This is a genomic window from Comamonas sp. wu1-DMT, from assembly GCF_040187805.1.
GTDB lineage: Bacteria > Pseudomonadota > Gammaproteobacteria > Burkholderiales > Burkholderiaceae_C > Comamonas > Comamonas thiooxydans.
On sequence record NZ_JBANEM010000008.1, the window covers coordinates 1 to 25,872 of the forward strand.

At 63.4% G+C, this 25,872-nt stretch carries 26 protein-coding genes and 1 pseudogene; 15 read left to right on the forward strand and 12 right to left on the reverse strand.

The genetic code is table 11. The features are described 5' to 3' along the window. The 3 genes from V8Z78_RS12800 to V8Z78_RS12810 form a co-directional block, all read right to left on the reverse strand. Positions 1 to 630: electron transfer flavoprotein subunit beta/FixA family protein (locus V8Z78_RS12800; RefSeq protein WP_349731501.1), on the reverse strand; the 630-nt coding region annotated here is incomplete at its 3' end. A gap of 401 nt (positions 631 to 1,031) precedes the next feature. Beyond that, entirely contained in the window at positions 1,032 to 1,808 is a 777-nt protein-coding gene (locus tag V8Z78_RS12805) for an enoyl-CoA hydratase (RefSeq protein ID WP_314352480.1), read from the reverse strand. Between the two features lie 21 nt (positions 1,809 to 1,829). Beyond that, positions 1,830 to 2,789, reverse strand: coding sequence for a histone deacetylase family protein (locus tag V8Z78_RS12810; protein ID WP_034363027.1), 960 nt, complete (start codon positions 2,787 to 2,789; stop codon positions 1,830 to 1,832). A 36-nt stretch (positions 2,790 to 2,825) separates the two neighbouring features. On the opposite strand from V8Z78_RS12810, the gene V8Z78_RS12815 reads away from it, so the two are divergent. The 4 genes and pseudogenes from V8Z78_RS12815 (at position 2,826) to mltB (ending at position 8,087) form a co-directional block, all read left to right on the forward strand. Next, the gene (locus V8Z78_RS12815; RefSeq protein ID WP_280041801.1) at positions 2,826 to 3,746 is read left to right on the forward strand and encodes an AAA family ATPase; all 921 of its coding nucleotides are present in this window, start codon (positions 2,826 to 2,828) and stop codon (positions 3,744 to 3,746) included. A 34-nt stretch (positions 3,747 to 3,780) separates the two neighbouring features. After that, on the forward strand, positions 3,781 to 4,842 hold the full coding sequence (locus V8Z78_RS12820; RefSeq protein ID WP_349731502.1) for a DUF58 domain-containing protein: 1,062 nt from the start codon (positions 3,781 to 3,783) through the stop codon (positions 4,840 to 4,842). After that, a pseudogene (locus tag V8Z78_RS12825) lies at positions 4,839 to 6,948 on the forward strand (transglutaminase TgpA family protein). The gene V8Z78_RS12820 and the pseudogene V8Z78_RS12825 overlap by 4 nt, the downstream one beginning before the upstream one ends. Next, on the forward strand, positions 6,945 to 8,087 hold the full coding sequence (mltB, locus tag V8Z78_RS12830; RefSeq protein WP_349731503.1) for a lytic murein transglycosylase B: 1,143 nt from the start codon (positions 6,945 to 6,947) through the stop codon (positions 8,085 to 8,087). Before V8Z78_RS12825 ends, mltB begins: the two are co-directional and overlap by 4 nt. Before the next feature lie 68 nt (positions 8,088 to 8,155). On the opposite strand, the gene V8Z78_RS12835 is transcribed toward mltB, so the two are convergent. Beyond that, positions 8,156 to 9,448 (reverse strand): branched-chain amino acid ABC transporter substrate-binding protein, encoded by a 1,293-nt coding sequence (locus tag V8Z78_RS12835; protein WP_349731504.1) that lies wholly within the window; start codon positions 9,446 to 9,448, stop codon positions 8,156 to 8,158. 92 nt (positions 9,449 to 9,540) lie between these two features. Here V8Z78_RS12835 and V8Z78_RS12840 point away from each other — a divergent pair, with 92 nt between their 5' ends. Both V8Z78_RS12840 and wrbA read left to right on the forward strand, forming a co-directional pair. After that, the gene (locus V8Z78_RS12840) at positions 9,541 to 9,924 is read left to right on the forward strand and encodes an Hsp20/alpha crystallin family protein (protein WP_039049179.1); all 384 of its coding nucleotides are present in this window, start codon (positions 9,541 to 9,543) and stop codon (positions 9,922 to 9,924) included. A 277-nt stretch (positions 9,925 to 10,201) separates the two neighbouring features. Next, positions 10,202 to 10,804 carry an NAD(P)H:quinone oxidoreductase gene (wrbA, locus tag V8Z78_RS12845; protein ID WP_349731505.1) on the forward strand — a complete coding sequence of 201 codons (603 nt, stop codon included), beginning with the start codon at positions 10,202 to 10,204 and terminating at the stop codon, positions 10,802 to 10,804. Between the two features lie 55 nt (positions 10,805 to 10,859). Here wrbA and tsaD read toward each other — a convergent pair whose 3' ends face one another. From tsaD to V8Z78_RS12860, 3 genes are all read right to left on the reverse strand, one after another. Continuing rightward, positions 10,860 to 11,900 (reverse strand): tRNA (adenosine(37)-N6)-threonylcarbamoyltransferase complex transferase subunit TsaD, encoded by a 1,041-nt coding sequence (tsaD, locus tag V8Z78_RS12850; protein ID WP_349731506.1) that lies wholly within the window; start codon positions 11,898 to 11,900, stop codon positions 10,860 to 10,862. A gap of 97 nt (positions 11,901 to 11,997) precedes the next feature. Then, on the reverse strand, positions 11,998 to 12,453 hold the full coding sequence (locus V8Z78_RS12855; protein WP_003069429.1) for a CBS domain-containing protein: 456 nt from the start codon (positions 12,451 to 12,453) through the stop codon (positions 11,998 to 12,000). Between the two features lie 153 nt (positions 12,454 to 12,606). Continuing rightward, positions 12,607 to 13,317: a DUF937 domain-containing protein gene (locus tag V8Z78_RS12860; protein WP_046460876.1), complete on the reverse strand. Its 711-nt coding sequence runs from the start codon at positions 13,315 to 13,317 to the stop codon at positions 12,607 to 12,609. Between the two features lie 133 nt (positions 13,318 to 13,450). Between V8Z78_RS12860 and V8Z78_RS12865 the strand changes: the two genes are divergently transcribed. The 3 genes from V8Z78_RS12865 to cobA are packed head-to-tail and all read left to right on the forward strand — an operon-like array spanning position 13,451 to position 15,749. Beyond that, positions 13,451 to 13,861 (forward strand): LysR substrate-binding domain-containing protein, encoded by a 411-nt coding sequence (locus tag V8Z78_RS12865; protein ID WP_279090310.1) that lies wholly within the window; start codon positions 13,451 to 13,453, stop codon positions 13,859 to 13,861. Between the two features lie 58 nt (positions 13,862 to 13,919). Further along, a complete protein-coding gene (gene ybiB, locus V8Z78_RS12870) occupies positions 13,920 to 14,939 on the forward strand; it encodes a DNA-binding protein YbiB (protein WP_349731507.1) in 1,020 nt (339 codons plus the stop codon). Positions 14,940 to 14,948: 9 nt separating this feature from the next. Next, on the forward strand, positions 14,949 to 15,749 hold the full coding sequence (cobA, locus tag V8Z78_RS12875) for a uroporphyrinogen-III C-methyltransferase (RefSeq protein WP_349731508.1): 801 nt from the start codon (positions 14,949 to 14,951) through the stop codon (positions 15,747 to 15,749). Positions 15,750 to 15,842: 93 nt separating this feature from the next. Here cobA and V8Z78_RS12880 read toward each other — a convergent pair whose 3' ends face one another. Beyond that, complete coding sequence (locus tag V8Z78_RS12880) at positions 15,843 to 16,322, reverse strand: acyl-CoA thioesterase (protein ID WP_003069412.1); 480 nt, start codon at positions 16,320 to 16,322, stop codon at positions 15,843 to 15,845. Positions 16,323 to 16,447: 125 nt separating this feature from the next. On the opposite strand from V8Z78_RS12880, the gene V8Z78_RS12885 reads away from it, so the two are divergent. Together V8Z78_RS12885 and V8Z78_RS12890 are read left to right on the forward strand one after the other, a co-directional pair. Next, positions 16,448 to 17,050 carry an SMI1/KNR4 family protein gene (locus V8Z78_RS12885; RefSeq protein ID WP_280008851.1) on the forward strand — a complete coding sequence of 201 codons (603 nt, stop codon included), beginning with the start codon at positions 16,448 to 16,450 and terminating at the stop codon, positions 17,048 to 17,050. 50 nt (positions 17,051 to 17,100) lie between these two features. After that, positions 17,101 to 18,375 (forward strand): BaiN/RdsA family NAD(P)/FAD-dependent oxidoreductase, encoded by a 1,275-nt coding sequence (locus V8Z78_RS12890; protein ID WP_349731509.1) that lies wholly within the window; start codon positions 17,101 to 17,103, stop codon positions 18,373 to 18,375. Between the two features lie 89 nt (positions 18,376 to 18,464). On the opposite strand, the gene V8Z78_RS12895 is transcribed toward V8Z78_RS12890, so the two are convergent. Further along, positions 18,465 to 19,514 carry a BMP family protein gene (locus tag V8Z78_RS12895; RefSeq protein WP_237704510.1) on the reverse strand — a complete coding sequence of 350 codons (1,050 nt, stop codon included), beginning with the start codon at positions 19,512 to 19,514 and terminating at the stop codon, positions 18,465 to 18,467. A 500-nt stretch (positions 19,515 to 20,014) separates the two neighbouring features. Here V8Z78_RS12895 and rpsU point away from each other — a divergent pair, with 500 nt between their 5' ends. Together rpsU and V8Z78_RS12905 are read left to right on the forward strand one after the other, a co-directional pair. Next, entirely contained in the window at positions 20,015 to 20,227 is a 213-nt protein-coding gene (gene rpsU / locus V8Z78_RS12900; protein ID WP_003052999.1) for a 30S ribosomal protein S21, read from the forward strand. A gap of 164 nt (positions 20,228 to 20,391) precedes the next feature. Continuing rightward, positions 20,392 to 20,838 (forward strand): GatB/YqeY domain-containing protein, encoded by a 447-nt coding sequence (locus V8Z78_RS12905; protein WP_039049219.1) that lies wholly within the window; start codon positions 20,392 to 20,394, stop codon positions 20,836 to 20,838. A gap of 107 nt (positions 20,839 to 20,945) precedes the next feature. Here the strand turns inward: V8Z78_RS12905 and V8Z78_RS12910 are convergent, their stop codons facing one another. Further along, positions 20,946 to 21,881: a LysR family transcriptional regulator gene (locus V8Z78_RS12910; protein ID WP_349731510.1), complete on the reverse strand. Its 936-nt coding sequence runs from the start codon at positions 21,879 to 21,881 to the stop codon at positions 20,946 to 20,948. Positions 21,882 to 22,010: 129 nt separating this feature from the next. Here V8Z78_RS12910 and V8Z78_RS12915 point away from each other — a divergent pair, with 129 nt between their 5' ends. Further along, entirely contained in the window at positions 22,011 to 23,099 is a 1,089-nt protein-coding gene (locus V8Z78_RS12915) for a tartrate dehydrogenase (RefSeq protein ID WP_179626613.1), read from the forward strand. A gap of 111 nt (positions 23,100 to 23,210) precedes the next feature. Here V8Z78_RS12915 and V8Z78_RS12920 read toward each other — a convergent pair whose 3' ends face one another. Together V8Z78_RS12920 and V8Z78_RS12925 are read right to left on the reverse strand one after the other, a co-directional pair. After that, entirely contained in the window at positions 23,211 to 23,678 is a 468-nt protein-coding gene (locus V8Z78_RS12920) for a DUF1801 domain-containing protein (RefSeq protein ID WP_349731511.1), read from the reverse strand. 139 nt (positions 23,679 to 23,817) lie between these two features. Then, positions 23,818 to 24,753 carry a LysR substrate-binding domain-containing protein gene (locus V8Z78_RS12925; protein ID WP_179626614.1) on the reverse strand — a complete coding sequence of 312 codons (936 nt, stop codon included), beginning with the start codon at positions 24,751 to 24,753 and terminating at the stop codon, positions 23,818 to 23,820. A 111-nt stretch (positions 24,754 to 24,864) separates the two neighbouring features. Here V8Z78_RS12925 and V8Z78_RS12930 point away from each other — a divergent pair, with 111 nt between their 5' ends. Beyond that, on the forward strand, positions 24,865 to 25,848 hold the full coding sequence (locus V8Z78_RS12930) for a Bug family tripartite tricarboxylate transporter substrate binding protein (RefSeq protein ID WP_349731512.1): 984 nt from the start codon (positions 24,865 to 24,867) through the stop codon (positions 25,846 to 25,848). Positions 25,849 to 25,872 lie beyond the last annotated feature (24 nt).

Consider the following 25,872-nt stretch of genomic DNA (forward strand, 5'->3'; position numbering starts at 1 on the left):
GTCCACGCCCAGGTCTTCGGGCTTGAAGGTGTCCAGCTGCTTTTTCTTGGCCTTCATGATGTTGGGCAAGGTGACGTAGCGGGGCTCGTTCAGGCGCAGGTCGGTGGTGATGACGGCGGGCGTAGCCAGGGCCACGGTTTCCAGGCCGCCGTCCACTTCGCGGGTCACGTTGACCTTGTCGCCGGCGACTTCGACCTTGGAGGCGAAGGTGGCCTGGGGCAGATCGGCCAGGGCCGCCAGCATCTGGCCGGTCTGGTTGGCGTCGTCGTCGATGGCCTGCTTGCCGCAGATGACCAGACCGGGTTGCTCCTTGTCCACCAGGGCCTTGAGCAGCTTGGCCACGGCCAGAGGCTGCAGCTCGACATCGGTCTCGACCAAAATGCCGCGATCGGCACCGATGGCCATGGCCGTGCGCAGGGTTTCCTGGCACTGGGCCACGCCGCAGGAGACGGCGATGACTTCGGTCACCACGCCTTTTTCCTTCAGGCGCACGGCTTCTTCGACGGCGATTTCGTCAAAGGGGTTCATGCTCATCTTGACGTTGGCGATGTCCACACCCGTGCCGTCCGACTTCACGCGGACCTTGACGTTGTAGTCCACCACGCGCTTGACAGGGACCAATACCTTCATTGCTGCGGCTCCTTAATGATTACTGCATTGACGTTTACGTAAACTGGATTCATTTTATGCGGCACTGCAACACTCTCTGCACAATTTTCCGGACAATCTGCCCGGAGATCTGTGCAGCAGCCTTCGCAGGTGGAATGGCACAAAAAAGAACGACCGTTCAATTTTATGCACAAGCCTTGCGAAATCATGGGTCTCAGATGGGTCAAATCAGGGTAAAACCTAGGAATTGAGTCCATCAGTGCCATGCCTGCATCCAGATAGGCCTCACGGTAACACTGCCGGAAGGCCGCCTCGTCGTTCAAATGGACGGGCCGAAAACACAAGACTCCGCGCTGCGAACGACGCCATCCACGCAGCTCTGCCTGCCCAACAACGAAGGCTGGGGAGCGCAAATCCAGGGTTTAGCGCCAGCGAGGCCTGCGCTTTTGCGCAAAAGCCTGAGCGCCTTCCTGCGCGTCGGCATCCAGCATATTGGTAGCCATGGTCTGACCCGCCAGCTGATAGGCTGACTCCAGGCCCATTTCACGCTGCCGATAGACCAGTTCCTTGCCCATTGTGATGGCCACCCGGGGCTTGCTCACAATGGCAGACACCAGCTCTTCCACGGCAGCATCGAGCCGCTCCGGCTCGACCACGCGATTGAGCAGACCGTAGTGCAGAGCCGTCTGTGCATCGATGAACTCCCCCGTCAGCAGCATTTCCATGGACTGTTTGATCGGCATGTTGCGCACCAGGGGCACGCTGGGCGTGGAGCAGAACAAGCCGTATTGAATGCCGCTGGTGGCAAAGCGAGCCTCGCTGCTGGCCACGGCCAGATCACACTGCGCCACCAGTTGGCAACCTGCAGCCGTTGCAATGCCCTGTACTCTTGCAATGACCGGAACGGGCAGCTTCTGAATCGAGAGCATCATGCGGCTGCACTGGGCAAACAGTTGCTGGTAGTAAGCCAGCTCCGTATGGGCTGCCATGTCCTTGAGGTTATGTCCGGCGCAAAAGGCCTTGCCCTGGGCGGCAAGCACCACTACACGCGCCTGCTCGCTTTTGGCCACGGCATCCAGCGCCGACTGCAGGGCCATGAGCATTTCACTGCTCAAGGCGTTGAAACGCTGCGCGTCGCTCAACGTGATGCGTGCCACGCCGCGCTCGTCCTGACTCAGTTGCACCAAGGAATCGCTCATTGCTGTCACCCTGCTTTCGGACTAGATATCGGCCAATACGCGCAGATGTGCTTCCACGCTGCGCGCCAGCGGGTCCATCACGTAACCGCCTTCGAGACAGGAAACAATGCGGCTCTTGGAAAAACGCCGTGCGATGTCCTTGATGCGAGTGGTGATCCAGGCAAAGTCGTTTTCCGTCATGCCGAGCTGGCCCATATCGTCTTCGCGATGCGCATCAAAGCCGGCGCTGATGAAGATCATCTCGGGCTTGAATGCTTCGAGGCGCGGAATCCACATCATCTCGATGATCTCTCGAATGTCCATGCCTTTTGTATAAGCAGCCACGGGCACGTTGAGCATATTGGAGGCCGGGTCCTTGTCGCCGCTGAACGGGTAGAAGGGATGCTGAAAGATGCCGCACATCAGCACGCGCGGATCACCGGCCAGGATGTCTTCCGTGCCGTTGCCGTGATGTACATCAAAGTCGATCACGGCCACGCGCTTGAGATGGTGGCGCTCCAGCGCATACTTGACGCCCACGGCCACATTGTTGAAAAAGCAAAAACCCATGGCCTGGTTGCGCGTAGCATGGTGACCAGGCGGGCGCACGCTGCAAAAGGCATTTTCCAGTTCTCCGGCCAGCACGGCATCGGTAGCCGCCAGTGTGGCCCCCGCAGCGCGCAGTGCGGCCTTGAAGGTGTGGCGGTTGATGGAGGTATCGGTATCGAGCTGCTTGTACTCGGGCCCGCCGGCAGCCAGCTCCTGCTCCAGCCTGTCGGTCAGCCCCTGCAGGGCGGCAATATGCATGGGATCGTGCGCCAGCTCGATCTCGGCCAATGATGCCAGCGGCACATTGCAGCGCTCCAGCGCATCGCCCACGCCGCTGACCAGCAGCCTGTCTTCTATCGCGTCCAGCCGCGCCGGGCATTCAGGGTGGCCCGGCCCCATCTCATGCAACCAGCAATCCCGGTGGGTGAAATAACCTGTCTTGCCCACAGTCATGTCTCCGCTATCGCTTATTTAGGATATGTTTCTGCCATGCATGCACAGAACACAATTAATGCGCTTTTGAGTCAGCTTAACACGGTGATGGAGGGCAAGCCGGATCAGGTCAGAGACGGTGTCGCCTGTTTGCTGGCAGGCGGTCACTTGCTGATCGAAGACGTTCCCGGTGTAGGCAAGACCACCCTGGCCCATGCGTTGGCACGCAGTTTCGGCCTGCAGTTCTCACGTGTGCAGTTCACCGCCGACCTCATGCCCAGCGACCTCACGGGGGTCTCCATCTACGATCGCGGCCAAGAGGCTTTTGTGTTCCACCCCGGGCCGGTGTTTGCCCAGGTATTGCTGGCCGACGAAATCAACCGTGCCAGCCCCAAGACCCAGAGTGCGCTGCTCGAAGCCATGGAGGAGCGCCAGGTCACGACCGAAGGCAAGACCCACAGCCTGCCCACCCCCTTCTTTGTGATTGCCACCCAGAACCCTCTGGAGCAGCTGGGCACCTTCCCGTTGCCCGAAAGCCAGCTGGACCGTTTTCTCATGCGCATCAGCCTGGGCTATCCCTCGCGCGATGCCGAGCGCAAGCTGCTCGCGGGCAACGGCCGCCGCGCCGCTGCCGATGCGCTGCTGCCCGTCATCTCCCAGCAGGAGCTGCAGCAGTTGCAAGCTGCAGCACTGGCCGTGCATGCCAGCGACGCCCTGCTCGACTATGTGCAGGACCTGATTGCCGCCACACGCAACGGCCAGTGGTTTGCCCAGGGCCTGTCACCACGCGCAGGCATCGCGCTGCTGCGTGCGGCCAAGACCATCGCACTGATGGAAGGCCGCGACTATGTGGCGCCCGACGATGTGCAAGCCATACTGCCCCAGGTGATTGCCCACCGTCTGGTTCCCGTGGGCCATGCAGGCCGTGGTGCCGTGGAGCAGGTGCGCGCCATGATGCAAGCCGTACCGCTATCTTGATGCTGCCGATGTATTTCGTCATGAATTTCATAGCATGAAGCGCTCGGCATCAAAGGGCGAGCAGCCAGAGACTTCCAATATCTTCCAGCGGCTCTCACCCCGCGCCAGGGTGCGCGAGTGGATGTTTGCACGTCTGCCGCGCAGCGACCAGCTCACGCTGACTCAGGGCAATGTCTACATCCTGCCCTCGCGCGCGGGCTGGGCCATGCTGGCCACGCTGATCGTGCTGTTGATTGCTGCCATCAACTACCAGCTCAACCTGGGCTACCTGCTCACGTTCCTGCTGGCAGGCAGCGCGGCCGCCAGCATGGTTGTAGGCCATGGCAATCTGCGCGGTCTGCAGCTGAGTCTCGGTGGCGCAGGTACGCAAGGCAGCACATCGGGCGGCTGCTTTGCCCATGCGCCCTGCCCCATGCATATCAGCCTGCACAATGCCCGCCGCTCGCGCCGCTGGGGCATAGGCCTCGCATTGCACAAGACCCGGCACAACACCGATCACTCTGATGCCTGGACCTGGGTCGATATCCCCGAGCAGGGCAGCACCTCCGTGCAGCTGAGCTTCATGCCCACGCGCCGCGGCCGGCAGGAGCTGCCCGCCATCTCCATACTCACGCGCTACCCGCTGGGCGCATTTCGCGTCTGGGCTCTGTGGCGGCCCCAAACCCTGGTCTGGGTCTATCCCGCACCTGAAATCCATGCCCCGCCGCTGCCAGCCGCCAGCCCCGAAGCCGGCGGCCGCAGCAGCGCCCAAGTACGCAGCGGTGAAGAATTCGATGGCGTGCGCAGCTATCAGACTGGCGACCCGCTCAAGCTGGTGGTGTGGAAGAAAGCGGCTCAGTCCTTTGCCGCAGGCAGCCACCAACTGGTCAGCCGCGACCGGCCCATGGCCCACCATCACCGTCTCTGGCTCGATGCGCGCCATACCGGCCTGGCCGACCATGAGGCGCGGTTGTCGCGCCTTGCCGCCTGGGTGCTGATGGCTCAGCAGCAAGGCCGTACCTGGGGCCTGCGCCTGCCCGGAGGCCAGGAAATCGCACCGGCCAGCGGTGTACAGCACACCACGCGCTGCCTCGAAGCATTGGCCGCCTGTCCATGAAAGCAACCGCCTCTTCCCCCGGCGGCAACTGGCTGCAGCGCCTGACTGCCCTGCCGCGCGATGCACGGGACACGCTGTTTCTGCTCGCCGTCATCGCCTGGATCATGCTGCCTCAGGTTCAGCACACACCTTGGTGGACCAGCGCCTTTGCCGCAGCCCTGTTGCTGTGGCGCGCACGCCTGGCACTGACCGGCGCCCCCCTGCCCGGCCGCTGGGTGCTGGCTGGCGTACTGGCCATCGCCATTGGAGCAACCTGGGCCACGCACAAAACGATTGTGGGCCGCGATGCCGGCGTGACCCTGGTCGTCATGCTTCTGGCGCTCAAAACACTGGAGCTGCGCGCGCGGCGCGATGCCATGGTGGTGTTCTTTCTGGGATTTTTTGTACTGCTCAGCAACTTTTTCTATTCGCAGTCCCTGCCCACAGCCATGGCCATGGTGCTCGGGCTGATGGGCCTGCTCACAGCCCTGGTCAACGCCCATATGACGGCCGGCAAGCCTCCATTGACACAGGCTCTGCGCACTGCGGGCTGGCTCGCGCTCTGGGGCGCGCCCGTGATGGTGTCGCTGTTTCTGTTCTTTCCGCGCATGGCACCGCTGTGGGGCGTGCCATCCGACGATATGGCCGGCCGCTCGGGCCTGTCCGAGAACATGCGCGTGGGCGAAGTCGCCGCACTGGCACTCGACGATAGCGTGGCCCTGCGGATCCGCTTCGATACTCCCGGGGGCCAGGAGCCACCCGCCAACACCCTGTACTTTCGCGGCCCCGTGCTCAGCCAGTTCGATGGCCGCAACTGGCAAGCCGACCCTGTGCTTGACGCCATGACCATGCCTCAGCTGCGCGTGAGCGGTGAACCCATTCGCTACCAGATGCTGATCGAACCCAGCAAGCGCCGCTGGCTGACCCTGCTGGATGCCGCCAAGACCGAACCGCAGATTCCGCCGGGCGCCTCGGTAGGCAGGCTGCGCATGAGCTCCAGCCTCCAGTGGCTGAGCTGGCGCCCGATTACCGATGTGCTGCGTGTCGATGCCCAAAGCCATCTCGACTTCAGTCATGGACCGCTGCAGCTCACTCCAGAGCTCAAGCGCTATCTGCAGCTGCCGGCCGGCAGCAACCCGCGCACACGGGCTTTGGGCGAACATTTGCAGGCCGAATTGCGCGCCCAGCCGGGCGCCGGCGCGGATACGGACAGGCTGATCGCCTCCGCCCTGCAGCACCTGAAAACCGGCGGCTACACCTACACACTGGAGCCCGGCGTGGTGGACAGCGTCCACACCGCCGATGACTTCTGGTTTGACAGCAAGCAAGGCTTTTGCGAGCACATCGCCTCCGCCTTTGCCGTGCTCATGCGCAGCATGGGAGTGCCCGCGCGCATCGTGACCGGCTACCAGGGCGGCGACCGCAACAGCGTGGACAATTACTGGACCGTGCGCAACAGCGATGCCCATGCCTGGACCGAGGTCTGGATTGCCGGCCGGGGCTGGGTCCGTGTGGACCCCACGGGCGCTGTCGCACCCAGCCGGGTCGGCCAGTTCCAGCGCCTGAGTGCTCCCCCCCGGCGCCTTTGCCAGCGCCGTTGGCAACTTCGTCGATACCGGCACGCTGGAGAAGCTGCGCGCTGTCTGGGAGGCCGTCAACAACCGCTGGAACCAGTGGGTGATCAACTACACGCAAAGCCGTCAGCTCAATCTGCTGCAGAGCCTGGGCTTCGAATCGCCAAACTGGACGGATCTGCTGCGCCTGCTGGCGTGCAGCTTGAGCGCTCTGGCGCTGCTGTGGCTGATCTGGGCCCGCGCCACACGTCCGCAGCGCGACGGCTGGAGCCAGCTCATACACGATGCCAGACTGCGGCTGCAGCGCGCAGGCATAGCGAGCGGTGCCAGCGACTCCACGCGCAGCCTGTCGCGCCTCGTGCAGGAGAGCTGGGCCAAGGAATCTGCATCCGCGCCCCTGGCTGCGGCCTTATCCGACTGGCTGCTGGACATGGAAAGGCTACGCTATGCGCCATCCTCCGGCACCGAAGCCACCGAACTGAAGACTTTGCGCCGACGCTGGCTGTCCATCCGGAAGCAACGCTGGCCCTATCCCTCAAGAAATAAAACATGAGCATCACCCTCAATAACAGCAAGCACCTCAAAGCTAAAACACTGAGTACTCTGGCCCTGTGCCTGCTGACTGCGAGCGTCATCGCCGCACCGGCCAAAAAAGCCGTCCGCAAGGCAGCACCGGCTGCCGTAGCCACGGCTGCAGCCGCCACGGCCGTGGCCTATGCCGGTCGGGGCGACGCCATGCAACTGGCCGAAGAAATCGCAGTCCGCCGCGACCTGCCTGTCGACTGGGTGCGTGCGCAGTTGAGCGAAGCGCGCAACCTACCTGTGGTCACACGCCTGATGACGCCGGCCGGCAAGACCTTTGTGAAGAACTGGACGGTATACCGCAGCCGCTTTATCGACCCCGTGCGCATACGCGCCGGCGTGAAGTTCTGGCAGGCCAACCACCAGGCGCTCGCGCGTGCCGAGCAGCAGTTCGGCGTGCCCGCAGAGATCATCGTCGGCATCATCGGCGTGGAAACCATTTACGGCCGCAACATGGGCAACTTTCGCGTGATGGATGCTCTGGCCACGCTGGCACTGGACTTTCCGCAATCCCACCCCCGCGCCCAGGCCCGCACCGACTACTTCCGTGGCGAGCTCGAGCAGGTGCTGGTCACGGCCAGCCGCACGGGCAGCGACCCGTTTGCGCTACGCGGCAGCTATGCCGGCGCCATGGGCCTTGGTCAGTTCATGCCCACCAGCTGGGACAAGTACGCTGTCGACTTTGACGGTGACGGTCGCATAGACCTGTTCAACAGCGCCACCGATGCCATCGGCTCGGTCGCCAACTACTTCGTCGGCCATGGCTGGAAGCCGGGCCTGCCCACGGCCTTTGCCGTGGACATGCGCGCCCAGGGTGAGAATCTGGCAACCCTGCTCGCCCCCGATATCAACCCCACATTCACTGCCGCGCAGATGGCAGAACGCGAAGTACAGGTGCTGGGCGCCGACAGCTATGAGCGTCCGCTGGCACTGATCGAGCTGAAAAACGGCAGCTCCGGCCCCACGGAGTACATCGCGGGTACCGAGAACTTCTACGCCATCACACGCTACAACTGGTCAGCGTTCTATGCGCTGTCGGTGATCGAGCTGGGGCGCGAGGTACATGAAGCCTATCTGGCCAGCCTGACCGTCTCTGCCACACGCAACTAGATTCATTCGAGCTGCAGCGCATTTCCAACAAGCGCTGGCAGCTATTGATTTGATAGTTCTCCAGCCAATCAAAAGCGCTTCATCTGGCACTGACCAGGCATCTCTGCCCTGGCCGCAGCAATCTCGCGCACTACCTTGAAGCCGTAGCCCGAGCCTTCCACATCGAAGTCCACGCCTGCGCTGCCTCTTTTTTCCATCATGCCGACCACCAGAGATTGCTGAAACTGGTGGTCTACCGCCCGCATGCTGCCCGAGCGGCCCGCCATCTGGACCCTGGCATGCTCCATGGCGTGGGCCACTGCGACGGTGTCCGTGCTGCCGGCTTTTTCGAGGCTCTGCGCCAGAGCCTCGATCATGAGCTGCATGCGCATATGCACATAGTCGTCCTGCGGCCTGGGATAGCGCTGACGGAAGGACTGGTAGAAGGCGCGGCTCTCGGCCGTTGACACATTGGGCAGCCAGTCGGCCACTGCCAGCACCTTGCCCACGCCTGCATCGCCCAAGGCCGCCGGCGCGCCCAGTGCATTGCCGTAGAAGGTGTAGAAACGCCCTTCATAGCCTGCCTCGCGCGCAGCCTTGACGAGCAGCATCAGATCATTGCCCCAGTTGCCGGTGATCACGGCCTGGGCACCGCTTTGCTTGATCTTGACCGCATAGGGCGCAAAGTCCTTGACGCGGCCCACGGGGTGCAACTCGTCGCCCACGATGCGCACATCGGGCCGTTGCACGCCAAGCTGGCGCCTTGCTTCGCGCAGCACGGCCTGGCCAAAGCTGTAGTCCTGCCCGATCAGATAAGCGCTATGCACAGCCCGGTCTTCCTTGATGACCTCCATCAGCGCAGCCATGCGCATATCGGCATGGGCATCGAAGCGGAAATGCCAGAAGCTGCAGCGCTCGTTGGTCAGCGCCGGGTCCACGGCCGAATAGTTCAGATACAGCACGCGGCGCGAAGGGTCCCGGCTGTTGTGCTTGTCGATGGCGTCGAGAAGCGCCGCCGCCGTGGCCGACGAGTTGCCCTGCATGATGATGCGTGCACCGCTGTCTATGGCCGCGCGCAGCGCCGACAGTGCCTCTTCGTTCTGGCCCTTGCTGTCATAGCGCTCTATCACCAGCTCATGCAGACCGTCGGCCAGACGCACGCCGCCGCGCGCGTTCACCCGCTCGGTCGCCCACAGCAGATTGCGGAACACGGCCTCGCCCGTGTTTGCAAACGGGCCCGAAAGACTCTCCACCAGTGCCAGCTTGATGGGTTGCGCAAGCTTGGCCTTGGCTGCAGCCACAGCAGCGCCAGCAATGCCGAACGGCGCGCACAGTAGTGGCAACTGCAGGTATTTCAAGACATCACGGCGCAATTTATTCATCAAAAAAAACCTCTTGAAATGCGCTTGCCACCACCTACCTATGAATCAAGCGGCAACAACGCAAGCCGCGCAGTTTAAAGGAGTTAAACACCATGTTCTTCGCCCCTGTGATGAGCCGTAATACCTTTGTATCCCCTCGCGCCGCCGACTTGGCCCTGCAACGCTTTCTGCAGGAAACCCTGGGCGCTGCAAGCCCCGTACAACGCCAGGTTCAAGTCAGCCGCGATGACCAATTCACGACCCTGACCCTGGATGTGCCAGGCCTGGCACGCGAGCAACTCAAACTCTCGCTGGAAGGCTCTGTCGCCAAGCTCGAAAGCGTGGAAGGCGCAGCCCGCCAAGTCAGATACACCTGGGATCTCGGCCATGAAATCGATGCTGCCAACAGCAAGGCCAAACTCGAGCATGGCGTGCTGACGCTGACCCTGGCCAAGCTCGAGCCCCAGAGCAAAGCCGTGACGCTGAGCATCGAATAAGCGCTGTTTACGCCGACCAGCCAGCCTCATCCTTTCTTCCATCTCCTCTTAGCAAGAGGTCGGCCGGAAAGCACAAAGCCCGCAATGCCTTGGCGTTGCGGGCTTTTTTCATGCCAATGCCATGGCCGATTCCGGGAGTTGAGCTGATTCGGCGCCTTGGCCTACAGGCGCAGACTGCCGATGCGTGTCGCACTGCCATCTTGAATTCCTACACTGTGAGTTCAGTCGGGTGCACCATTGCTGCACCGCTTTCCAACCCCGTTTGAGGAATTCACCCATGGCGAAAGTGCTGGTTCTCTACTACTCCATGTACGGTCATATCGAAACCATGGCGCAGGCCGTGGCCGAAGGCGCCCGCAGCGTCAGCGGTGCCGAGGTCACCGTCAAGCGCGTGCCCGAAACCATGCCCGAGGATGTCTTCAAGAACGCACGCGGCAAGGCCAATCAGAGCGCAGAGGTCGCCAGCCCAGCCGAACTGGCCGGCTACGATGCCATCCTGTTTGGCGTGCCCACGCGCTTTGGCAATATGCCGGGCCAGATGCGCAGCTTTCTCGACCAGACCGGCGGTCTCTGGGTCAAAGGGGCCTTGATCAACAAGATCGGCAGTGTCTTCACCTCGACCGGCACCGGCGGCGGCCAGGAAATGACGGCCACTACCACCTGGGCGACGCTGGCCCATCACGGCATGATCATCGTGCCGCTGGGCTATCCGTTGCCCGAACAGACCAATCTGAGCGCGGTCAAGGGCGGCAATTCGCCCTATGGGGCCTCGACGATTGCGGGCGCCGACGGTTCGCGCCAGCCTCATCCCGACGAGCTGAGCATTGCCCGCTACCAGGGCCAGAACGTAGCGAAACTGGCCGTAAAGCTTGCCGGATAAGCGCAGGCAGCCATGAAAAAAGCAGCCACCTGGGCTGCTTTTTTGCTGCACAAACTCACCTGAGCGAATCCAGCGGCCAGCGCGGCTTCACATCAAACGCGTATTCATGCAGGGCCTGCTCGCGTCCCGCCTGTATGCGCATGGCGGCAGCCATGGCAATCATGGCGCCGTTGTCGGTGCACAGATGCAGTTCGGGGTAATGCACGCGAATCTTGTGCTTGGCGCAGGCTTCATTGAGCTGCTCGCGCAGCTGCTTGTTGGCCCCCACACCTCCCGCCACCACCACGCGCTTCATGCCGGTCTGCTTGAGTGCGGCCATGGTTTTCTTGACCAGCACATCCACAATCGCGGCCTGCGTGCTGGCAGCCAGATCGGCCTTGCGCGCCTCCAGCTCTTCGCCCAGCTTCTTGGCCTGGGTCAGCACGGCCGTCTTGAGGCCGGCAAACGAGAAGTCCAGGTCACCCGAATGCAGCAGGGGGCGAGGCAGCTTGAAGGCCTGAGGATCACCACCCTCCGCCAGCTTCGAGAGCACGGGACCACCCGGATAGGGCAAGCCCATGAGCTTGGCCGATTTGTCGAAAGCCTCGCCCGCCGCATCGTCGATGGTTTCACCGAGGATTTCGTATTCGCCCACGCCGTCCACACGCATGAGCTGGGTGTGGCCACCCGAGACCAGCAAGGCAATGAACGGGAACTCCGGCGGGTCGGCACTCAGGAAAGGTGAGAGCAAATGGCCTTCCAGGTGGTGCACGCCCAACACAGGCTTGTCCAGCGCGGCTGCCATGGCGCAGGCCGCACCGGAGCCGACCAGCAAAGCCCCGGCAAGGCCTGGGCCGCGCGTAAAGGCAATCACATCGACATTGTCGAGTTGCACCCCGGATTCGGCCAGCACCTTCTCGGTCAGCGGCAGCACACGGCGAATATGGTCACGGCTGGCCAGCTCGGGCACCACGCCGCCATAAGCGCGGTGCATTTCAATCTGGCTGTGCAGCGCATGACTCAGCAAGGTGGGCACACCTTGGCCGTCCGGCGTGCGCACCAGGGCCACACCGGTTTCATCACAAGAGGATTCGATTCCCAGGATCAGCAAACTCATGGCCGCAAGTGTAGGACTTGCGCCCTCCAGATGCAGAAAAGGCGGACATTAGCCCTGCCCGCCTTCGCTATTCAACTAATAGCAACCTACGGTTGATTCACGGTTGATTCACATTGGGTGTCCCGGAAATATAGTGTTCCAGCTGATGGATCGTGAACTGCTGGGCCGAGATGATTTCCTTGACGATGTCGCCAATCGAAATCAGCCCCTGCAGCTCGCGGGTCTCGCTGATCACGGGCAGATGGCGCATGCGATTGCTGGTCATCAGCGACATGCACTCCTCGCTGGTCTGGCGCGGCAGCACGCAATGCACCTTGCGCGTCATGACCTCGTCCACGCGGGTGCTGGCCGAGCTTCGGCCCTGCAGCGCGATCTTGCGCGCGTAGTCGCGCTCGGTCACGATGCCCGCGATATCGCCACCTTCGAGCACCAGCAGCGCGCCAATGCTTTTTTCCGCCATGAGCTGCAGTGCAGCCAGCATGGTGTCGGAGGGAGAAACGCTGTAGATAGTGCTGTTGCCCTTGGCGCGCAGAATTTCGGCGACGGTCGTCATCTGGTTCTCCTTTCTGGATCGGCCGGTCATGCAAAACGCATGACGACATGACCAGTGTGAGAATCCTGCTGCATTGCGGCAATCAGGCTATGCCCGTATACAAAAACAAAAAAGGCAGCCAAAGCTGCCTTGATACTGTCACTCAATCCGGGCTCAGCGCCGACCGCCCAGCAGTCCCGCGCCCAGCTTGAACAGATCTCCGGCATCAAGCTTGCCGTCGCCATTCTGATCGAGCAGGCTGCCGAGGATGCCTCCTGCCGCACCGCCTTGCGACTGGATCTGGCCGCGCTCCTGATCCAGGGCATTGCCCAGGTCGCCGGCCCCCATGCCCTGCGACTGGACTCGGTTGGCCAGGAAGGACATCACCAGCGGAGCCAGCAGGGCCAGCAACTGACCTGCATTGCCACCCAGGCCCGTGGCCTGACCCAGCCGGGACTCGGCCTGCTGCTGCTGACCGCCAAAGATATTGCCCAGGATGGCGCCTGCATCCAGCTGCGAGCTTCCGGCACCGGAGCCGCCTCCCAGCACCGAGCCCAGAATGCTGCCCAGCCCACCCAGGCCGCCAGCCGCACCGGCGCCACCGCCCGCTGCGCCCAGCAGGCCGCCGAGCCCGCCCAGCAGACCGCCCATATCCATCGCACCATTGGCACTGCTGTGATCGCGCTGCAGCGCACCGAACAGATCGGCAGCTCCCTGAGGCTGGGCCGTGTTCTGGCCCAGCGCACCAAACAGCATGGGCAGCGCCACGCCCACGGCCTGCTCGGCCTGCACGGAGTCAATGCCCAGTTGCTGGGCCAGACCCTGCATGGGAGCGCCCTGCAACTGGCCCATGAGTTCGTCGGTCAAAGATGCGTTAGCGGTCATTTCAACACTCCTCAAAAACAGCGCACATATTACGCGCGCCCTGTGCCCCGAAATGTGATCAATGTTCATCCACTGCGCAAGCCCCTCCCGGGCTATAGACCATTGAGACGGCCTGCGCCCTGGACAGGGCCTCCTGGAGGCCACTGCTGCGTCTGATGACGGCTTCGCTCATTGTGGGCTTCACCCGCATCAGGACACCGACTACTTCGACCCCACGGTCGCGCTGTGCGCCGAGGCCGGCTTCACTCCGCTGATACGCCACGAAGCCGGTCAGCTGGTGAATGTGCTGGCGCTCGTGGCCTGCGGTCTGGGCGTGGCCATCGTGCCTGCATCCTTCGCGATGTTCCACCGCGAGCAGATCGTGTTCCGGCCGCTTCGGGCTTCGCGTCAGGTCAGCCGGCTCGCCGTCCTGGCGTCTGCCGATGCGCTCAAGAGCAACCCCATGCTGGACCTTGTCGCCCAGCTCGCGCAATCGCAGCTGCAGGCCCTGGCTGCACAGCTGGCGCAACAGGGAGCGACGGAGTCTCGAGCACAGCCGGTTTGATTTATATAACCAAATCGTCTGACAACTCATGGTTTTTATAGCGACAATTACGTTAATCATGAGCATCAGCCACTACATCAAGGAAATCGGTCGCGGCACCAAGGGCGCGCGCTCTCTTTCGCGGACCCAGGCCTGCGATCTGATGGGGCAGGTGCTGGACGGCAAGGTCAGCGATCTGGAGCTCGGCGGCTTTTGCATTGCCATGCGCTTCAAGGGCGAAAGCGCCGAAGAGCTGGCAGGCTTTCTCGACGCGACCCAGCAACGTCTGCCCGTGTGGCCGCAGGCCTATAAGGCCCGGCCCGTGGTGGTCATCCCCAGCTACAACGGCTCGCGCAAGCTGGCCAACCTCACACCGCTGCTGGCTGGTCTGCTGGCGCAGAAAGGACTGCCGGTGCTGGTACACGGCAGCCATACCGAGGACAAGCGCCTGGGCACGGCCGAGGTATGGCGGCAACTGGGCTGGACGGTCATAGAGCGTCCCATCGCTCTGGAGCCTGGTGACAAGGTCTGGATGCAGACCCGTCACCTGCTGGCGCCGCTGGATCGGCTGCTGCAGATTCGCCGCCAGATGGGCCTGCGCAACCCCGCGCACAGCATCGTCAAACTGCTGGACCCTATCCATGGCAGCAGCACCGCGCAGTCCGGGCTGGTGCTGGCCAGCTATACCCACCCGGCCTATGCCCAGCCCATGCTCCAGACCCTGGCCCTGCGTGCGACCAGTGCGCTGCTGGTGCGCGGCACGGAAGGCGAGGCCGTGGCCGCCCCTCACCGCGAACCCGTGAGCACGGGTGTGATTGCCGGAGAAATCTGCTTTGAGCGCTCTTCCCTGCACAGCAGCCAGCTCGCATCCGGCACCGAGAGCAGTGCCCCGGAACAAGATCTGAATGCCGAGCAGACAGCCCGGCTGACGCTGGACATTCTGAACGGCCAGTTGCCTGTGCCGGCGCCGATCGCGCAACAATTGGAACAAATACAAGCCCTGCACCAGGGCATGCAGGTCACCGATGCCGACGCTGCCGCCAGCCGCGCCGCACTGCAAGCCTATAACCGCAGCCCCGACTGCCGCAGCCCCGACTGAGACCCCACAATGACTGCCATTTCCCACAACCCCAATCAGCGCGGCTCGTGCACCCTGGTGGGTGCCGGCCCCGGCGATCCCGAGCTGCTGACCATCAAGGCCGCCAAGGCCATTGCCGCAGCCAGCGTGCTGTTTGTCGACGATCTGGTCAGCGATGGTGTGATGAGCCACGCCTCGCCCAGTGCCCGCGTGGTCTATGTGGGCAAGCGCGGCGGCTGCAAGAGCACTCCCCAGGCCTTTATCGAAAAGCTCATGATTGCGGCCGTGCAGGACGGCGAACGCGTGGTGCGCCTCAAGGGCGGCGACCCCTTCATCTTTGGCCGTGGCGGCGAAGAGGTCGAACATCTGCGTCAGGCCGGTATCGAGGTGGATGTCATCAATGGCATCACCTCCGGTCTCGCGGGCCTGACCAGCCTGGGCGCCCCGCTGACCCACCGCGACCGCGCGCACGGCGTGCTTTTCATGACCGGCCATGCCAAGCCCGGCGACAGCGGCCCCGACTGGCGCCAGATCGCCGCCACGGCCCATGCGGCCAAGCTGACGCTGGTGATCTATATGGGAGTGAGCAGCGTCGAGCGCATCAGCAGCGAGCTGCTCAGCGGCCTGCCCGGCAGCACGCCCGTGGCCGTGATCCAGCATGCCAGCCTGCCGCAGCAGCGCCATGCACTGACCTTTCTCAAGGATTTGCCGCAAAGCATTGCCGACCACCAGCTGGGCAGCCCCAGCATCATCGTCGTCGGCGATGTGGTCCAGGGCATTGCCGCCTGGCAGAACCAGTCCCAAGCCTTGCCGCAATCAGCGGCAGCCTGATCCAGGACCATCCCCGGGCTGTCCTGCAAGCCGGGCGAGCGGCAAGCGCCGCCTCGCTGCGAGACTACGTCCACGCAGAAGCGGCGATGCGACTCAGGGAGTACGAGTCTCGGCAAAGCGCTCGGCCAGCTCCTTGCGCAGTTCCTTGCGGATGATGGCGGCGTCCCAGCGGCGCTTTTCCTCGTCGGTTTCGAGCTGCAGCGGGGGCACGGGGGCAGGCTTTTTGTCATCGTCCACGGCCACCATGGTGAAGAAGCAGCTGTTCACGTGGCGCACCACCTGGCTGCGAATCTCCTCAGCAATCACCTTGATGCCGATTTCCATGGAGGACTTGCCGGTGTGGTTCACGCTGGCCAGAAAAGTCACCAGCTCACCTACGTGGATAGGCTGCAGAAACATCACCTGATCCACGCTCAGCGTAACGACATAGCGGCCCGCATAGCGGCTGGCGCAGGCATAGGCAACCTGGTCCAGCAATTTCAAGATGGCGCCCCCGTGCACATTGCCGGAGAAGTTGGCCATGTCAGGCGACATGAGCACGGTCATGCTCAGCTGGTGGGATGGTGTATTCATGGGGCGCGATTCTAGAAGTGATCCGGGACGCACGCTGAACCCTTGCGCATACCCCAATGGGACAATGGGCTGCAGATATAAACAAGTACCGACTTACACCGTGCTGTAAGTCTCAGGAGTGCGTCTTGCAAGTTCTGTTTCCCAACCCCTTCGGCCAGCCTGCCGCCAGCGCACAGGAAGTTGCAGCGCTGCAGGCGCACATTGGCTTCTCAGATGCTTATGCGCAGTTTCTGATCACACAGAACGGCTTTTCCATGTATGCGCTGGAACAGGCCTCAGACCACGCCAGCTATCTTCATGCCAGCACCGAGATTGCCAGCGAAAGCCACGCCAACTTTGCCGACCTCTTCAGCTTTGGCGCGCAACAGCATCAGGAAGACCTGAAAACCGTGCAGTCCGAATTTCTGCTGGCCCGCTGGTTTGTAGCCATTGGCCACGACCAGGGTGGCAACCCATTTGTGGAAGTTCTGCACGGTCGGCACAAAGGAAAGATCGGCAGTCTGGACCACGACCTTTTTCTGGGCGCCAGCGATCTGCAGGAATTCTTCGGCGATATGGAGCTGGAGCATATTGCGGCACTCAGCCTCGCCGATCAGGCCGATGCACTGTGCGATTCCAAGCTGGGCCTGATCTGGTTTCACGCCAGTGACCTGAATCACTTTACGGCCTGCTGCATTCACTGCGACGACGGTTTCTGGGGCTTTGTAGTGGACGAGCCCAAAATCTGAGGCATCTGGGACAATCGCGGCCTTGTTCTTGCTCCATCGCCCTGCCCGCCGTGTCCTCCTCTTCACAGGTCCCCTTCCAGATTTTTGACGCCATCATCATCGGCGCCGGTGCCGCCGGCCTGTTCTGCGCGGCCCAGGCCGGCCAGCAGGGCCTGAAAGTGCTGCTGATCGATCATGCGCCCAAGGTGGCCGAGAAGATCCGCATCTCGGGCGGCGGGCGCTGCAACTTCACCAACCGAGATCTGGACGTGCGTGCGCCGCACAAGCATTTTGTGGGGCAGAACCCTCAGTTCTGCCGTTCGGCCCTCTCGCGCTTCACGCCTGCCGACTTCATCACGTTGATGGACAGACACGGCATTGCCCACCACGAAAAGCACAAGGGCCAGTTGTTTGCCGACCATTCGGCCGAAGACATCATCGCCATGCTGCTGGCCGAGTGCAGCGCGGGCGGCGTGCAGCGCTGGCAGCCTTGCCAGGTCAAGAAAGTAGTGCTTTCGCCGTCAAACCAAGACACAGAATGCGATTTCAGCTATCAGATTGAAACCGATCGTGGCCTGGTACAGGCCGCCAACCTGGTCATTGCCACCGGCGGCCTGAGCATTCCCAAGATAGGCGCCACCGACTTCGGCTACCGTCTGGCCCAGCAGTTCGATCTGCCGCTGATCGAGCGCACGCCCGGCCTGGTGCCCATGACCTTCGACGGCGAAGGCTGGCAACCCTACGCGGGCCTGGCCGGTCTGGCCCTGCCCGTGGAAATCAGCACCGGCAGCAAAAAGGAGCGCATGAGCTTCCACGAGGATTTGCTGTTCACCCACCGCGGCCTCTCGGGTCCCGCCGTGTTGCAGATCTCCAGCTACTGGAAGCCCGGCACCCCGCTGCAGATCAATCTGCTGCCTGGTGTGGATCTGGCCGAGGTGCTGGCCCAGGCCAAGCTCCACTCGCGCAAGCTGGTGGCCAACGAGCTGGCCGCCCATCTGCCCGCGCGCCTGGCCGATGCCTGGGTCGGCCGCATGCCCGAGTTGCAGCGCCCCATCAACGAGGCCGGCGACAAAGCCCTGGCCAGACTGGCCGAGCAGCTGTCGCGCTGGGAGATCACTCCCACGGGCACCGAGGGCTATAAAAAAGCCGAGGTCACGCTGGGCGGCGTGGACACCAAGGTGCTGTCCCAGCAAACCATGGAATGCAAGACCCGGCCGGGCCTGTACTTTATCGGCGAGGTGGTGGACATCACCGGCTGGCTGGGCGGCTACAACTTCCAGTGGGCCTGGGCCAGTGCCGCCGCCTGCGCCCAGGCCATGGCGAAAAAGCAGTCAGTCATGGTTTGAGCGACTGGAACCGAAGCGCCTGCCGCCATGAAAAAAAGGATGGCTGAGCCATCCTTTTTTGCTGCCTGCACCTTCGGCGCACCATCCGGTCAGGCAGAAAACTCCTTGCCTTCATAGTGTTCGGGAACCTTGAGCTGCCCCGAGGCGATGGCAGCCGACGCCTTGGCCACGCGCTCGCGCACAGCGCCGGCCACGCCCTGGCCCATGGTCAGGCGTACGGCGGCCGGGTCGCTCAAACCGATCTTGCGAATGCCCGGGCCGGGCGCACCGCGCTCCTGCATATCCTTGACGGCCAAAAACGCGCCAATGCCCACATCGGCCCAGGCGGAAGCGACAAACACCTGCGGGTCCACCGTAGTCCAGTCGATCACATTGCCGATCTGGCGCGTGCCCGCCTCGCGGCAGGCCTGGGTCACGCCATCGCGGCCGGAGTTGAGCATGGTGAAGATCACATCGGCACCGGCAGCCATCTGGGCCTTGGCAATGCGGTGCGACAAAGCGTTGTCGTCCTGATCGCCAGAGAAGTTTGTCAGCAGCTTGACCCTGGGGTCGGTATCGCGCACGCCGGCCGCATAGGCAGCACGCCCCTTGAGCCCCGGGGGCACGCGAATGCCCGACATATGGCCGACCACCCCGGTTTTGGTGGTCAGCGCCGCCAGCACGCCGGCCAGATAGGCCGACTCCTCCTGCAGCACGTCATAGCTGCAGAGATTGCTTCCCTGTACCGCGCCCTGGGTCACGACGAACTGGGTCCTGGGAAAGCGCGCCGCAACTTCGGCTGCGGCCTGATTGTTCTGCCCGCCATGGGCAATCACCAGCTGCGCACCCTGCTCCGCAAGCTGTGCAAGAGCCGGCACCAGCAACTCCTTCCTGGGCGCCATGCCGTCGAGAAAGCGGGTCTGCACGCCCAGCTCCTGGCGCGCTTTTTCCAGGCCGCGCCAGCCAGCCTCCATAAAGCCCTTGTCGCTGCGCGAGCCCGCAAACAGACCACCCACCACCAGGGAACCGCCGGATGCGGCAGGCCCGGAAACTCCGGCCCTGCCGGCACAGGCCGTCAATGCCAGCAAGCCCGGCACGGCTACGGCCGAAGCCATCCATTGGCGACGCGAAATAAATGAGGAATGAGAAGCGCTGGACAAGATGGAAGCTCCTTGAACACAGAAAAACAGCGACGCGCACAAGCACGAAACCCACTTATTCCTTGACCTCGGTCATGAAATAAAGCCTCCAAACTGTATGCAATTTTCGTGCACACAATACTCCCAAGAAACCCCAGAGCCGAGCTCGGCTGTCCTGGCGCCTGGGCAGCACCGTGCTCTTGCATTGCGCATCCGGCCTCGCTCCACAACACACGCGACTTGAACGCGCCGATAGTCCAAAAGGCACAATGGCGGCGCCTGGATCTGGTCTGCGACAACGCCCTGCCTGCTGCCGCAAAATCATGCGCGCGCGACCGACGCCGGATTGCTTCACGCCCCATTGAAGACGCAGCGCAAGTCTTGGTCTATAATGCTCGACTTTGCTGGCATTACCCCGTCGGCCATACTAGTTAAAAAGTGGCGGGGAAACCGCTGTTCATGGCTCTCAGGCCCGATCTTCCCGAGAACCCTCTGTCAGCACAGATATATCTGGAAATTAAATGACTACCATCCGCGTCAAAGAAAACGAGCCCTATGAAGTTGCCCTGCGCCGCTTCAAGCGCACCATCGAAAAGCTGGGTCTGCTGACCGATCTGCGTGCTCGCGAGTTCTACGAAAAGCCCACAGCCGAGCGCAAGCGCAAGAAGGCTGCTGCCGTGAAGCGTCACTACAAGCGCGTTCGCAGCATGCAACTGCCTAAGAAGCTGTACTAATCGTTGATTAGGACCAGTCGGCCTTAAAACAGCCGCAAACCCGCGCTCGGGACGCCAGGCGCGGGTTTTTTGTTTTCTGGCCACTGCCAAGCCTGCCCGGCCGCGCAGTGACCTCCCAGCGCATGGACAGTCAGCGTCCGTTCGCCCACCCCAAGGAGAAAGCCATGAGCCTGAAAGCCCAGATTACCGAAGACATGAAGACCGCCATGCGTGCCAAGGACAGCGCGCGCCTGGGCACCATCCGCCTGCTGCAGGCCGCGATGAAGCAAAAGGAAGTGGACGAGCGCATCGAGCTCGACGACGCCGCCGTCATCGCCATCGTCGACAAGCTGATCAAGCAGCGCAAGGACTCCATCGCCGCCTTCGAAGCCGCCAACCGCGCCGATCTGGCCGATGTGGAAAAGGCCGAAATGGAAGTGCTCAAGGTCTATCTGCCCGAACGCATGGGAGAAGCCGAGATCACCGCAGCCGTGCAGGCCATCGTGGCCGAACTGGGTGCCTCCGGCCCTGGCGACATGGGCAAGGTGATGGGCGCCGTCAAGGCCCAGCTGGCCGGCAAGGCCGATATGGGCCTGGTGTCCGCTGCCGTGAAGGCCGCGCTGACCCGATAATTGGCAACCGGCCTGGGCCGCCACGCGGCACCAGGCTCAAAAATAGAAGCTGCTTGCGCTGGTTGTGTATGACTTTCAGTCTCAAAAGACTTTAAAAGACATGCATATTAGGCGTTATCAGCTTCTTTTTTCATAGCATTCTTGAATCCTGCGGGCGCCTCGCGGCTGAAGAACTCCTGCAGAAACTCGACGCAGACCCGCACCTTGGCCGAGCGCTCCAGCCGCGTCGGATAAACGGCCCAGATATTCGCCTGCTGCTGCCACTCGGGCAGCAACTGCAGCAGGCTGCCGGCCTGCAGATCGGCCGCCACATCCCAGAGCGAGCGCAGCACGATGCCATGGCCGTCGCGCGCCCATTGCACGGCCATCTCGCCATGATTGGTGGACAGCGGCCCGGTCACTTTCACGCTGCGCTCCTGACTGCCCGAGCGCAGTTTCCAGAAACCGAAGGGATGGTCACGCTCCTTGATGACCAGGCAGTCATGCGCAGCCAGCTCGTCGAGCGTGCGCGGACTGCCGCGCCGCTGAATATAGGCCGGGGCCGCGCACAGCACGCGGTGGTTGTCGGCCAGATGCCGGGCAATCAGGTGCGGGGCGATCTCGTCGCCCACGCGCACATCGAGATCGAAGCCCTCGGCCGCGACATCGACGATGCGGTCAAACACCTCTAGGCGCAGCTGCAACGCCGGATATTGCGCAATCAGCTGCGACAGCGCGGGCGCCACCACATTGCGGCCAAAGCCGAAGCTGGTGGACACCCGCAGCAGGCCGCGCGGCTGGCGTCGCGTCACGTCCACCTCCTGCAGCAGATGCTCGACCTCGTCCAGAATGCGTTGCGCCCAGTGGTAGACGCGCTCGCCCTGCTCCGTGACAGCGACCCGCCGTGTGGTTCGATGCAGCAGCTTCACGCCCAGTTCCTGCTCCAGCAGGCGGATGCGCTTGCTGACAAAGGCCGGCGAAGCATTGTGCGCGGCCGCAGCCTCGGCAAAGCTGGCTTTGCGCACCACGGTGGTGAAGACACGCAGGTCTTCGGGCGAGGGCATTTTCTGCACGATCTGTAAACAATCAGGCCACGATCAGTCAATTGTATTCAGTTATGCAAGGTGCAAAAATACCGCCAGGCACAGGCTGAGCCGCTGCCTCGCCACCCAACACATTCACGAGAGAGCACCATGTCCACTCCCAAAAAGATTGCAGTCATCGCCGGCGACGGCATCGGCAAGGAAGTCATGCCCGAAGGCCTGCGCGCGCTGGAAGCCGCAGCCAGGCGCTTCGACCTGCCGCTGGAGTTCCACCATTTCGACTGGGCCCACTGCGACTACTACGCCAAACACGGCCAGATGATGCCCGACGACTGGAAGGCCCAGCTCTCGGGCATGGACGCCATCTTCTTCGGCGCCGTGGGCTGGCCCGCCACCGTGCCAGACCATGTCTCGCTGTGGGGCTCGCTGCTCAAGTTCCGCCGCGAATTCGACCAGTACATCAATCTGCGTCCGGTGCGCCTGTTCGAAGGCGTGCCCTGCCCCCTGGCCGGCCGCAAGCCCGGCGACATCGACTACTACGTGGTGCGCGAGAACACCGAGGGCGAGTACACCGCCCTGGGCGGCGTGATGTTCGAAGGCACGGACCGCGAGATCGTGATCCAGGAATCGGTCTACTCGCGCAAGGGCGCCGATCGCCTGCTCAAGTACGCCTTCGATCTGGCCCAGAGCCGCGCCAAGAAGCACGTGACCCTGGCCACCAAGAGCAACGGCATTGCCATCAGCATGCCCTGGTGGGACAAGCGCGCCGACGATGTGGCCAAGGACTACCCCGAAGTCACGCTGGACAAACAGCACATCGACATCCTGACTGCCCGCTTCGTGCTGCAGCCCGGCCGCTTCGATGTGGTGGCCGCCACCAATCTGTTTGGCGACATCCTGTCCGACCTGGGCCCTGCCACCACGGGGACCATCGGCCTGGCACCATCGGCCAACCTCAACCCCGACCGCACCTTCCCCTCGCTGTTCGAGCCCGTGCACGGCTCGGCGCCCGACATCTACGGCAAGAACATCGCCAACCCCATTGCCATGGTCTGGTCGGGCGCGCTGATGCTGGACTTCCTGGGCCACAGCGAAGGTGCCTGGCGACAGGCCCACGACACCATCGTGGCCGCCATCGAGCACACGATCAAGGCCGGTCCGCTGACGCCCGATCTGGGCGGCAAGGCCAACACCACCGAGGTGGGCGAAGCCATCGCCGCGGCCATCGCCAACGCCTGATGACTCCGGGCTGGCCGCAGCCGGCCCGATTCAAGACGCACCCCGCACAGGCTGAGCCTGCACCGGGTGCTTTTGCACGCCTGCACGCCCAGGGCCACCGGCTGCGGCGAGCTAGGCTGCAGGCCGCGGTTTGGCTTTGGCTTGCGAAGCCGGTTTTCTGGCCGACCGGGCCTGGGCATTGCGCTGCGCAGCGGCCTGCACCAGTGCCTGGAACGCTGCGGCGTCAAGCGCATCGCCCACATGCAGGTCTATGGCCCGACGCGTGGCGCCTTCAAGACTGGCATTGAACAGGCCGGCCGGATCGGCCAGGGCCGCGCCATGCGCGAAGGTCAGCTTGACCACGGCCTTGTAGGTCTCGCCCGTGCACAGGATGCCGTCCTGCGACCATACGGGCGTTCCGCGCCATTTGAGCTCTTCCACCACGGCGGGCAAGGCCTCGTGGATCAGCGCACGCACGCGGGCCAGCATGGCGCCGCGCCAGTCGTCCAGGCCGGCAATCCTGGCATCGATCAGAGCCGAGGCCTCGGGGCCGCTGACAGGCTCGGCCGGAGGTGCGGGCATGGGTGGCAAGGCGGTCATAGATGGGTCTCCATGGTTGGACCAAGAATCATGCCCGGCACAAGGCTCAAGACATGGGACAAGGATTGCACCACGGTAGCACGCCGGAGCAGAGCGACCCCAGAGTGCCAGCCCGCCCCATATCAGGCTCATTCCAGGCTCAGCCCAGCTCCCCCGCAACCTCGCGCAGGCATTCGACCAGCAAGCCCGTGGTCGGCGTCAGCGGCTGGCCGCGCAAGGTGATCAGCCCCACGGGCGGCAGATCTATGGGCACGACCAGATCCAGCATGGCCAACGTACCCAGGGCGGCATGGCAGCGGGCCACGCCCCGCGCCATGAAGGCCACGGCGCCACGCTGGTGTACAAAGGTCAGCTGCGAGAGAAAGGATGCGGTCTCCACGATGTCGGCCGGCGGGTGCAGGCCGTGGGCATAGAACTGCTGCTCCAGCTTCACGCGCAGCGAGGCCCAGGGCGGCGGCAGCACGCAGGGCTGGCCCGCCAGGGCCTGCCAGCTGGTCGCGCCCGGCGCCAGCAGCGCATGACCGGGCCGCACCACGGCCACCATGGGATCGTCGTACAGCGCCTCGGTCTCCAGGTCGGGCGCGGCATAGCCGGGCTCCAGCCGTCCCACGAACAGATCCAGCTCACCCAGGCGCAGCTTGGGCAGCAAGCGCGTCAGATCCCCTTCCTCCACCATCACCGTGGTCTGGTCCGAACGCGCTTTTAACCGCTCCACAGCGCGCGCCAGCAGCACGGGCGTGGCCACCACCATGGCGCCCACACTGGTGCGCCCGCGGGCACCGCTGGCCTCGGCAGCCATCTCGTCGCGCGTGCGTTCGAAACCGGCCAGCACCGAGCGCGCAAAACGCACCATGCTGACACCGGCTGCCGTGGGTTCGGTGCCGCGCGTGGAGCGCTCGAACAGCACCATGTCCAGCATGCGTTCGACCTCGGCCAGAGTCTTGGAGACAGCGGGCTGGGTCACGGCCAGAAACTCGGCCGCACGGCCCAGGTGACGGAACTGGTCCAGCGCCACCAACAGCTGCAGATGGCGCAGCTTGAGGTTGGAGCGCAGCACACGATCGATCTTGCTCATGGGGCTTCATTACCTAACAGTTATGAAGAGAGTCTATCTTTTCATTGGATTGTCATGGAGCAGTTTTGAACAATCGGGGCTGGCAGTTCAAATAACGACAGGAGACAAGCGATGATCCCCCCACGCAGCAGCCGACGCAGTTTTGTGCTCGGCGCCCTCGGCGCAGCCACGCTCAGCAGTTCCACCCGCCTGCTGGCCCAGACCTGGCCCGAGCGCCCCATCACCTTCATCTGCCCCTGGCCTGCCGGCGGCACGGCCGACCAGTCCATGCGCGCGCTGTGCACCGTGGCCAGCCGCATCCTGGGCCAGGCGATTGCGGTGGAAAACCGAGCCGGAGCCTCCGGCATGATCGGCTCCAAGGCCCTGGCCTCGGCCAAACCCGACGGCTACACCATCGGCCAGATCCCGATCTCGGTCACGCGCTTCTCCCAGCTTGGCACGCTGCAGGCCGATCCGCGCAAGGACTACACCTATATCGCGCGTACCTCGGGCCAGACCTTCGGCATCGCCGTACCGGCCAACTCGCGCTTCAAGACCCTGCAGGACTTCGTGGCCGCTGCCAAGGCCAAGCCCGGCAGCATCACCTACGCCCACGCCGGCGTTGGCGGCGCCACCCATGTGGGCATGGAGGAGTTTGCGGCTGCAGCCGGCATCCAGCTCAGCCATGTTCCCTACAAGGGCGGCGCCGAGGCGCTGCAGGGCGTGCTGGGCGGCCATGTGGATGCGCTGGCCGACTCCAGCTCCTGGGCTCCGCATGTGGAAGCCGGCAAGCTGCGCCTGCTGGCTACCTGGGGCGAGCAGCGCACACCACGCTTCAAGGACGTGCCCACGCTCAAGGACCTGGGCTACAACGTGGTCGTCGATGCGCCCAACGGCATCGGCGCGCCCAAGGGCCTGCCACCCGCCGTCGAAGCCAAGCTGCGCGATGCCTTCCGCCAGGCCGTGGCCAGCCCCGAGTTCAAGGCCGTGGCCGACAGGCTGGACGCGCCCTTGCTCTACCTGGACGGCCCCGACTACGCCAAATATGTGAACACGGTCTACCAGAAGGAGACCGTGTTCATCGACAAACTCAAGCTACGCGACCTGATGCGCTGACGCTCCACATCCCCACCGCCTCAG

Bases quoted from the DNA above. Each gene is read 5' to 3' on its own strand.
- V8Z78_RS12905 (WP_039049219.1), top strand. From the start codon at position 20,392: ATGAGCCTGAAAGCCCAGATTACCGAAGACATGAAGACCGCCATGCGT.
- V8Z78_RS12835 (WP_349731504.1), bottom strand. From the start codon at position 9,448: ATGAATAAATTGCGCCGTGATGTCTTGAAATACCTGCAGTTGCCACTA.
- V8Z78_RS12805 (WP_314352480.1), bottom strand. From the start codon at position 1,808: ATGAGCGATTCCTTGGTGCAACTGAGTCAGGACGAGCGCGGCGTGGCA.
- tsaD (WP_349731506.1), bottom strand. From the start codon at position 11,900: ATGAGTTTGCTGATCCTGGGAATCGAATCCTCTTGTGATGAAACCGGT.
- mltB (WP_349731503.1), top strand. From the start codon at position 6,945: ATGAGCATCACCCTCAATAACAGCAAGCACCTCAAAGCTAAAACACTG.
- V8Z78_RS12815 (WP_280041801.1), top strand. From the start codon at position 2,826: ATGCATGCACAGAACACAATTAATGCGCTTTTGAGTCAGCTTAACACG.
- V8Z78_RS12915 (WP_179626613.1), top strand. From the start codon at position 22,011: ATGTCCACTCCCAAAAAGATTGCAGTCATCGCCGGCGACGGCATCGGC.
- V8Z78_RS12910 (WP_349731510.1), bottom strand. From the start codon at position 21,881: ATGCCCTCGCCCGAAGACCTGCGTGTCTTCACCACCGTGGTGCGCAAA.
- V8Z78_RS12810 (WP_034363027.1), bottom strand. From the start codon at position 2,789: ATGACTGTGGGCAAGACAGGTTATTTCACCCACCGGGATTGCTGGTTG.
- V8Z78_RS12820 (WP_349731502.1), top strand. From the start codon at position 3,781: ATGAAGCGCTCGGCATCAAAGGGCGAGCAGCCAGAGACTTCCAATATC.
- cobA (WP_349731508.1), top strand. From the start codon at position 14,949: ATGACTGCCATTTCCCACAACCCCAATCAGCGCGGCTCGTGCACCCTG.
- V8Z78_RS12920 (WP_349731511.1), bottom strand. From the start codon at position 23,678: ATGACCGCCTTGCCACCCATGCCCGCACCTCCGGCCGAGCCTGTCAGC.
- ybiB (WP_349731507.1), top strand. From the start codon at position 13,920: ATGAGCATCAGCCACTACATCAAGGAAATCGGTCGCGGCACCAAGGGC.
- V8Z78_RS12855 (WP_003069429.1), bottom strand. From the start codon at position 12,453: ATGACGACCGTCGCCGAAATTCTGCGCGCCAAGGGCAACAGCACTATC.
- V8Z78_RS12930 (WP_349731512.1), top strand. From the start codon at position 24,865: ATGATCCCCCCACGCAGCAGCCGACGCAGTTTTGTGCTCGGCGCCCTC.
- V8Z78_RS12925 (WP_179626614.1), bottom strand. From the start codon at position 24,753: ATGAGCAAGATCGATCGTGTGCTGCGCTCCAACCTCAAGCTGCGCCAT.
- V8Z78_RS12880 (WP_003069412.1), bottom strand. From the start codon at position 16,322: ATGAATACACCATCCCACCAGCTGAGCATGACCGTGCTCATGTCGCCT.
- rpsU (WP_003052999.1), top strand. From the start codon at position 20,015: ATGACTACCATCCGCGTCAAAGAAAACGAGCCCTATGAAGTTGCCCTG.
- wrbA (WP_349731505.1), top strand. From the start codon at position 10,202: ATGGCGAAAGTGCTGGTTCTCTACTACTCCATGTACGGTCATATCGAA.
- V8Z78_RS12840 (WP_039049179.1), top strand. From the start codon at position 9,541: ATGTTCTTCGCCCCTGTGATGAGCCGTAATACCTTTGTATCCCCTCGC.
- V8Z78_RS12860 (WP_046460876.1), bottom strand. From the start codon at position 13,317: ATGACCGCTAACGCATCTTTGACCGACGAACTCATGGGCCAGTTGCAG.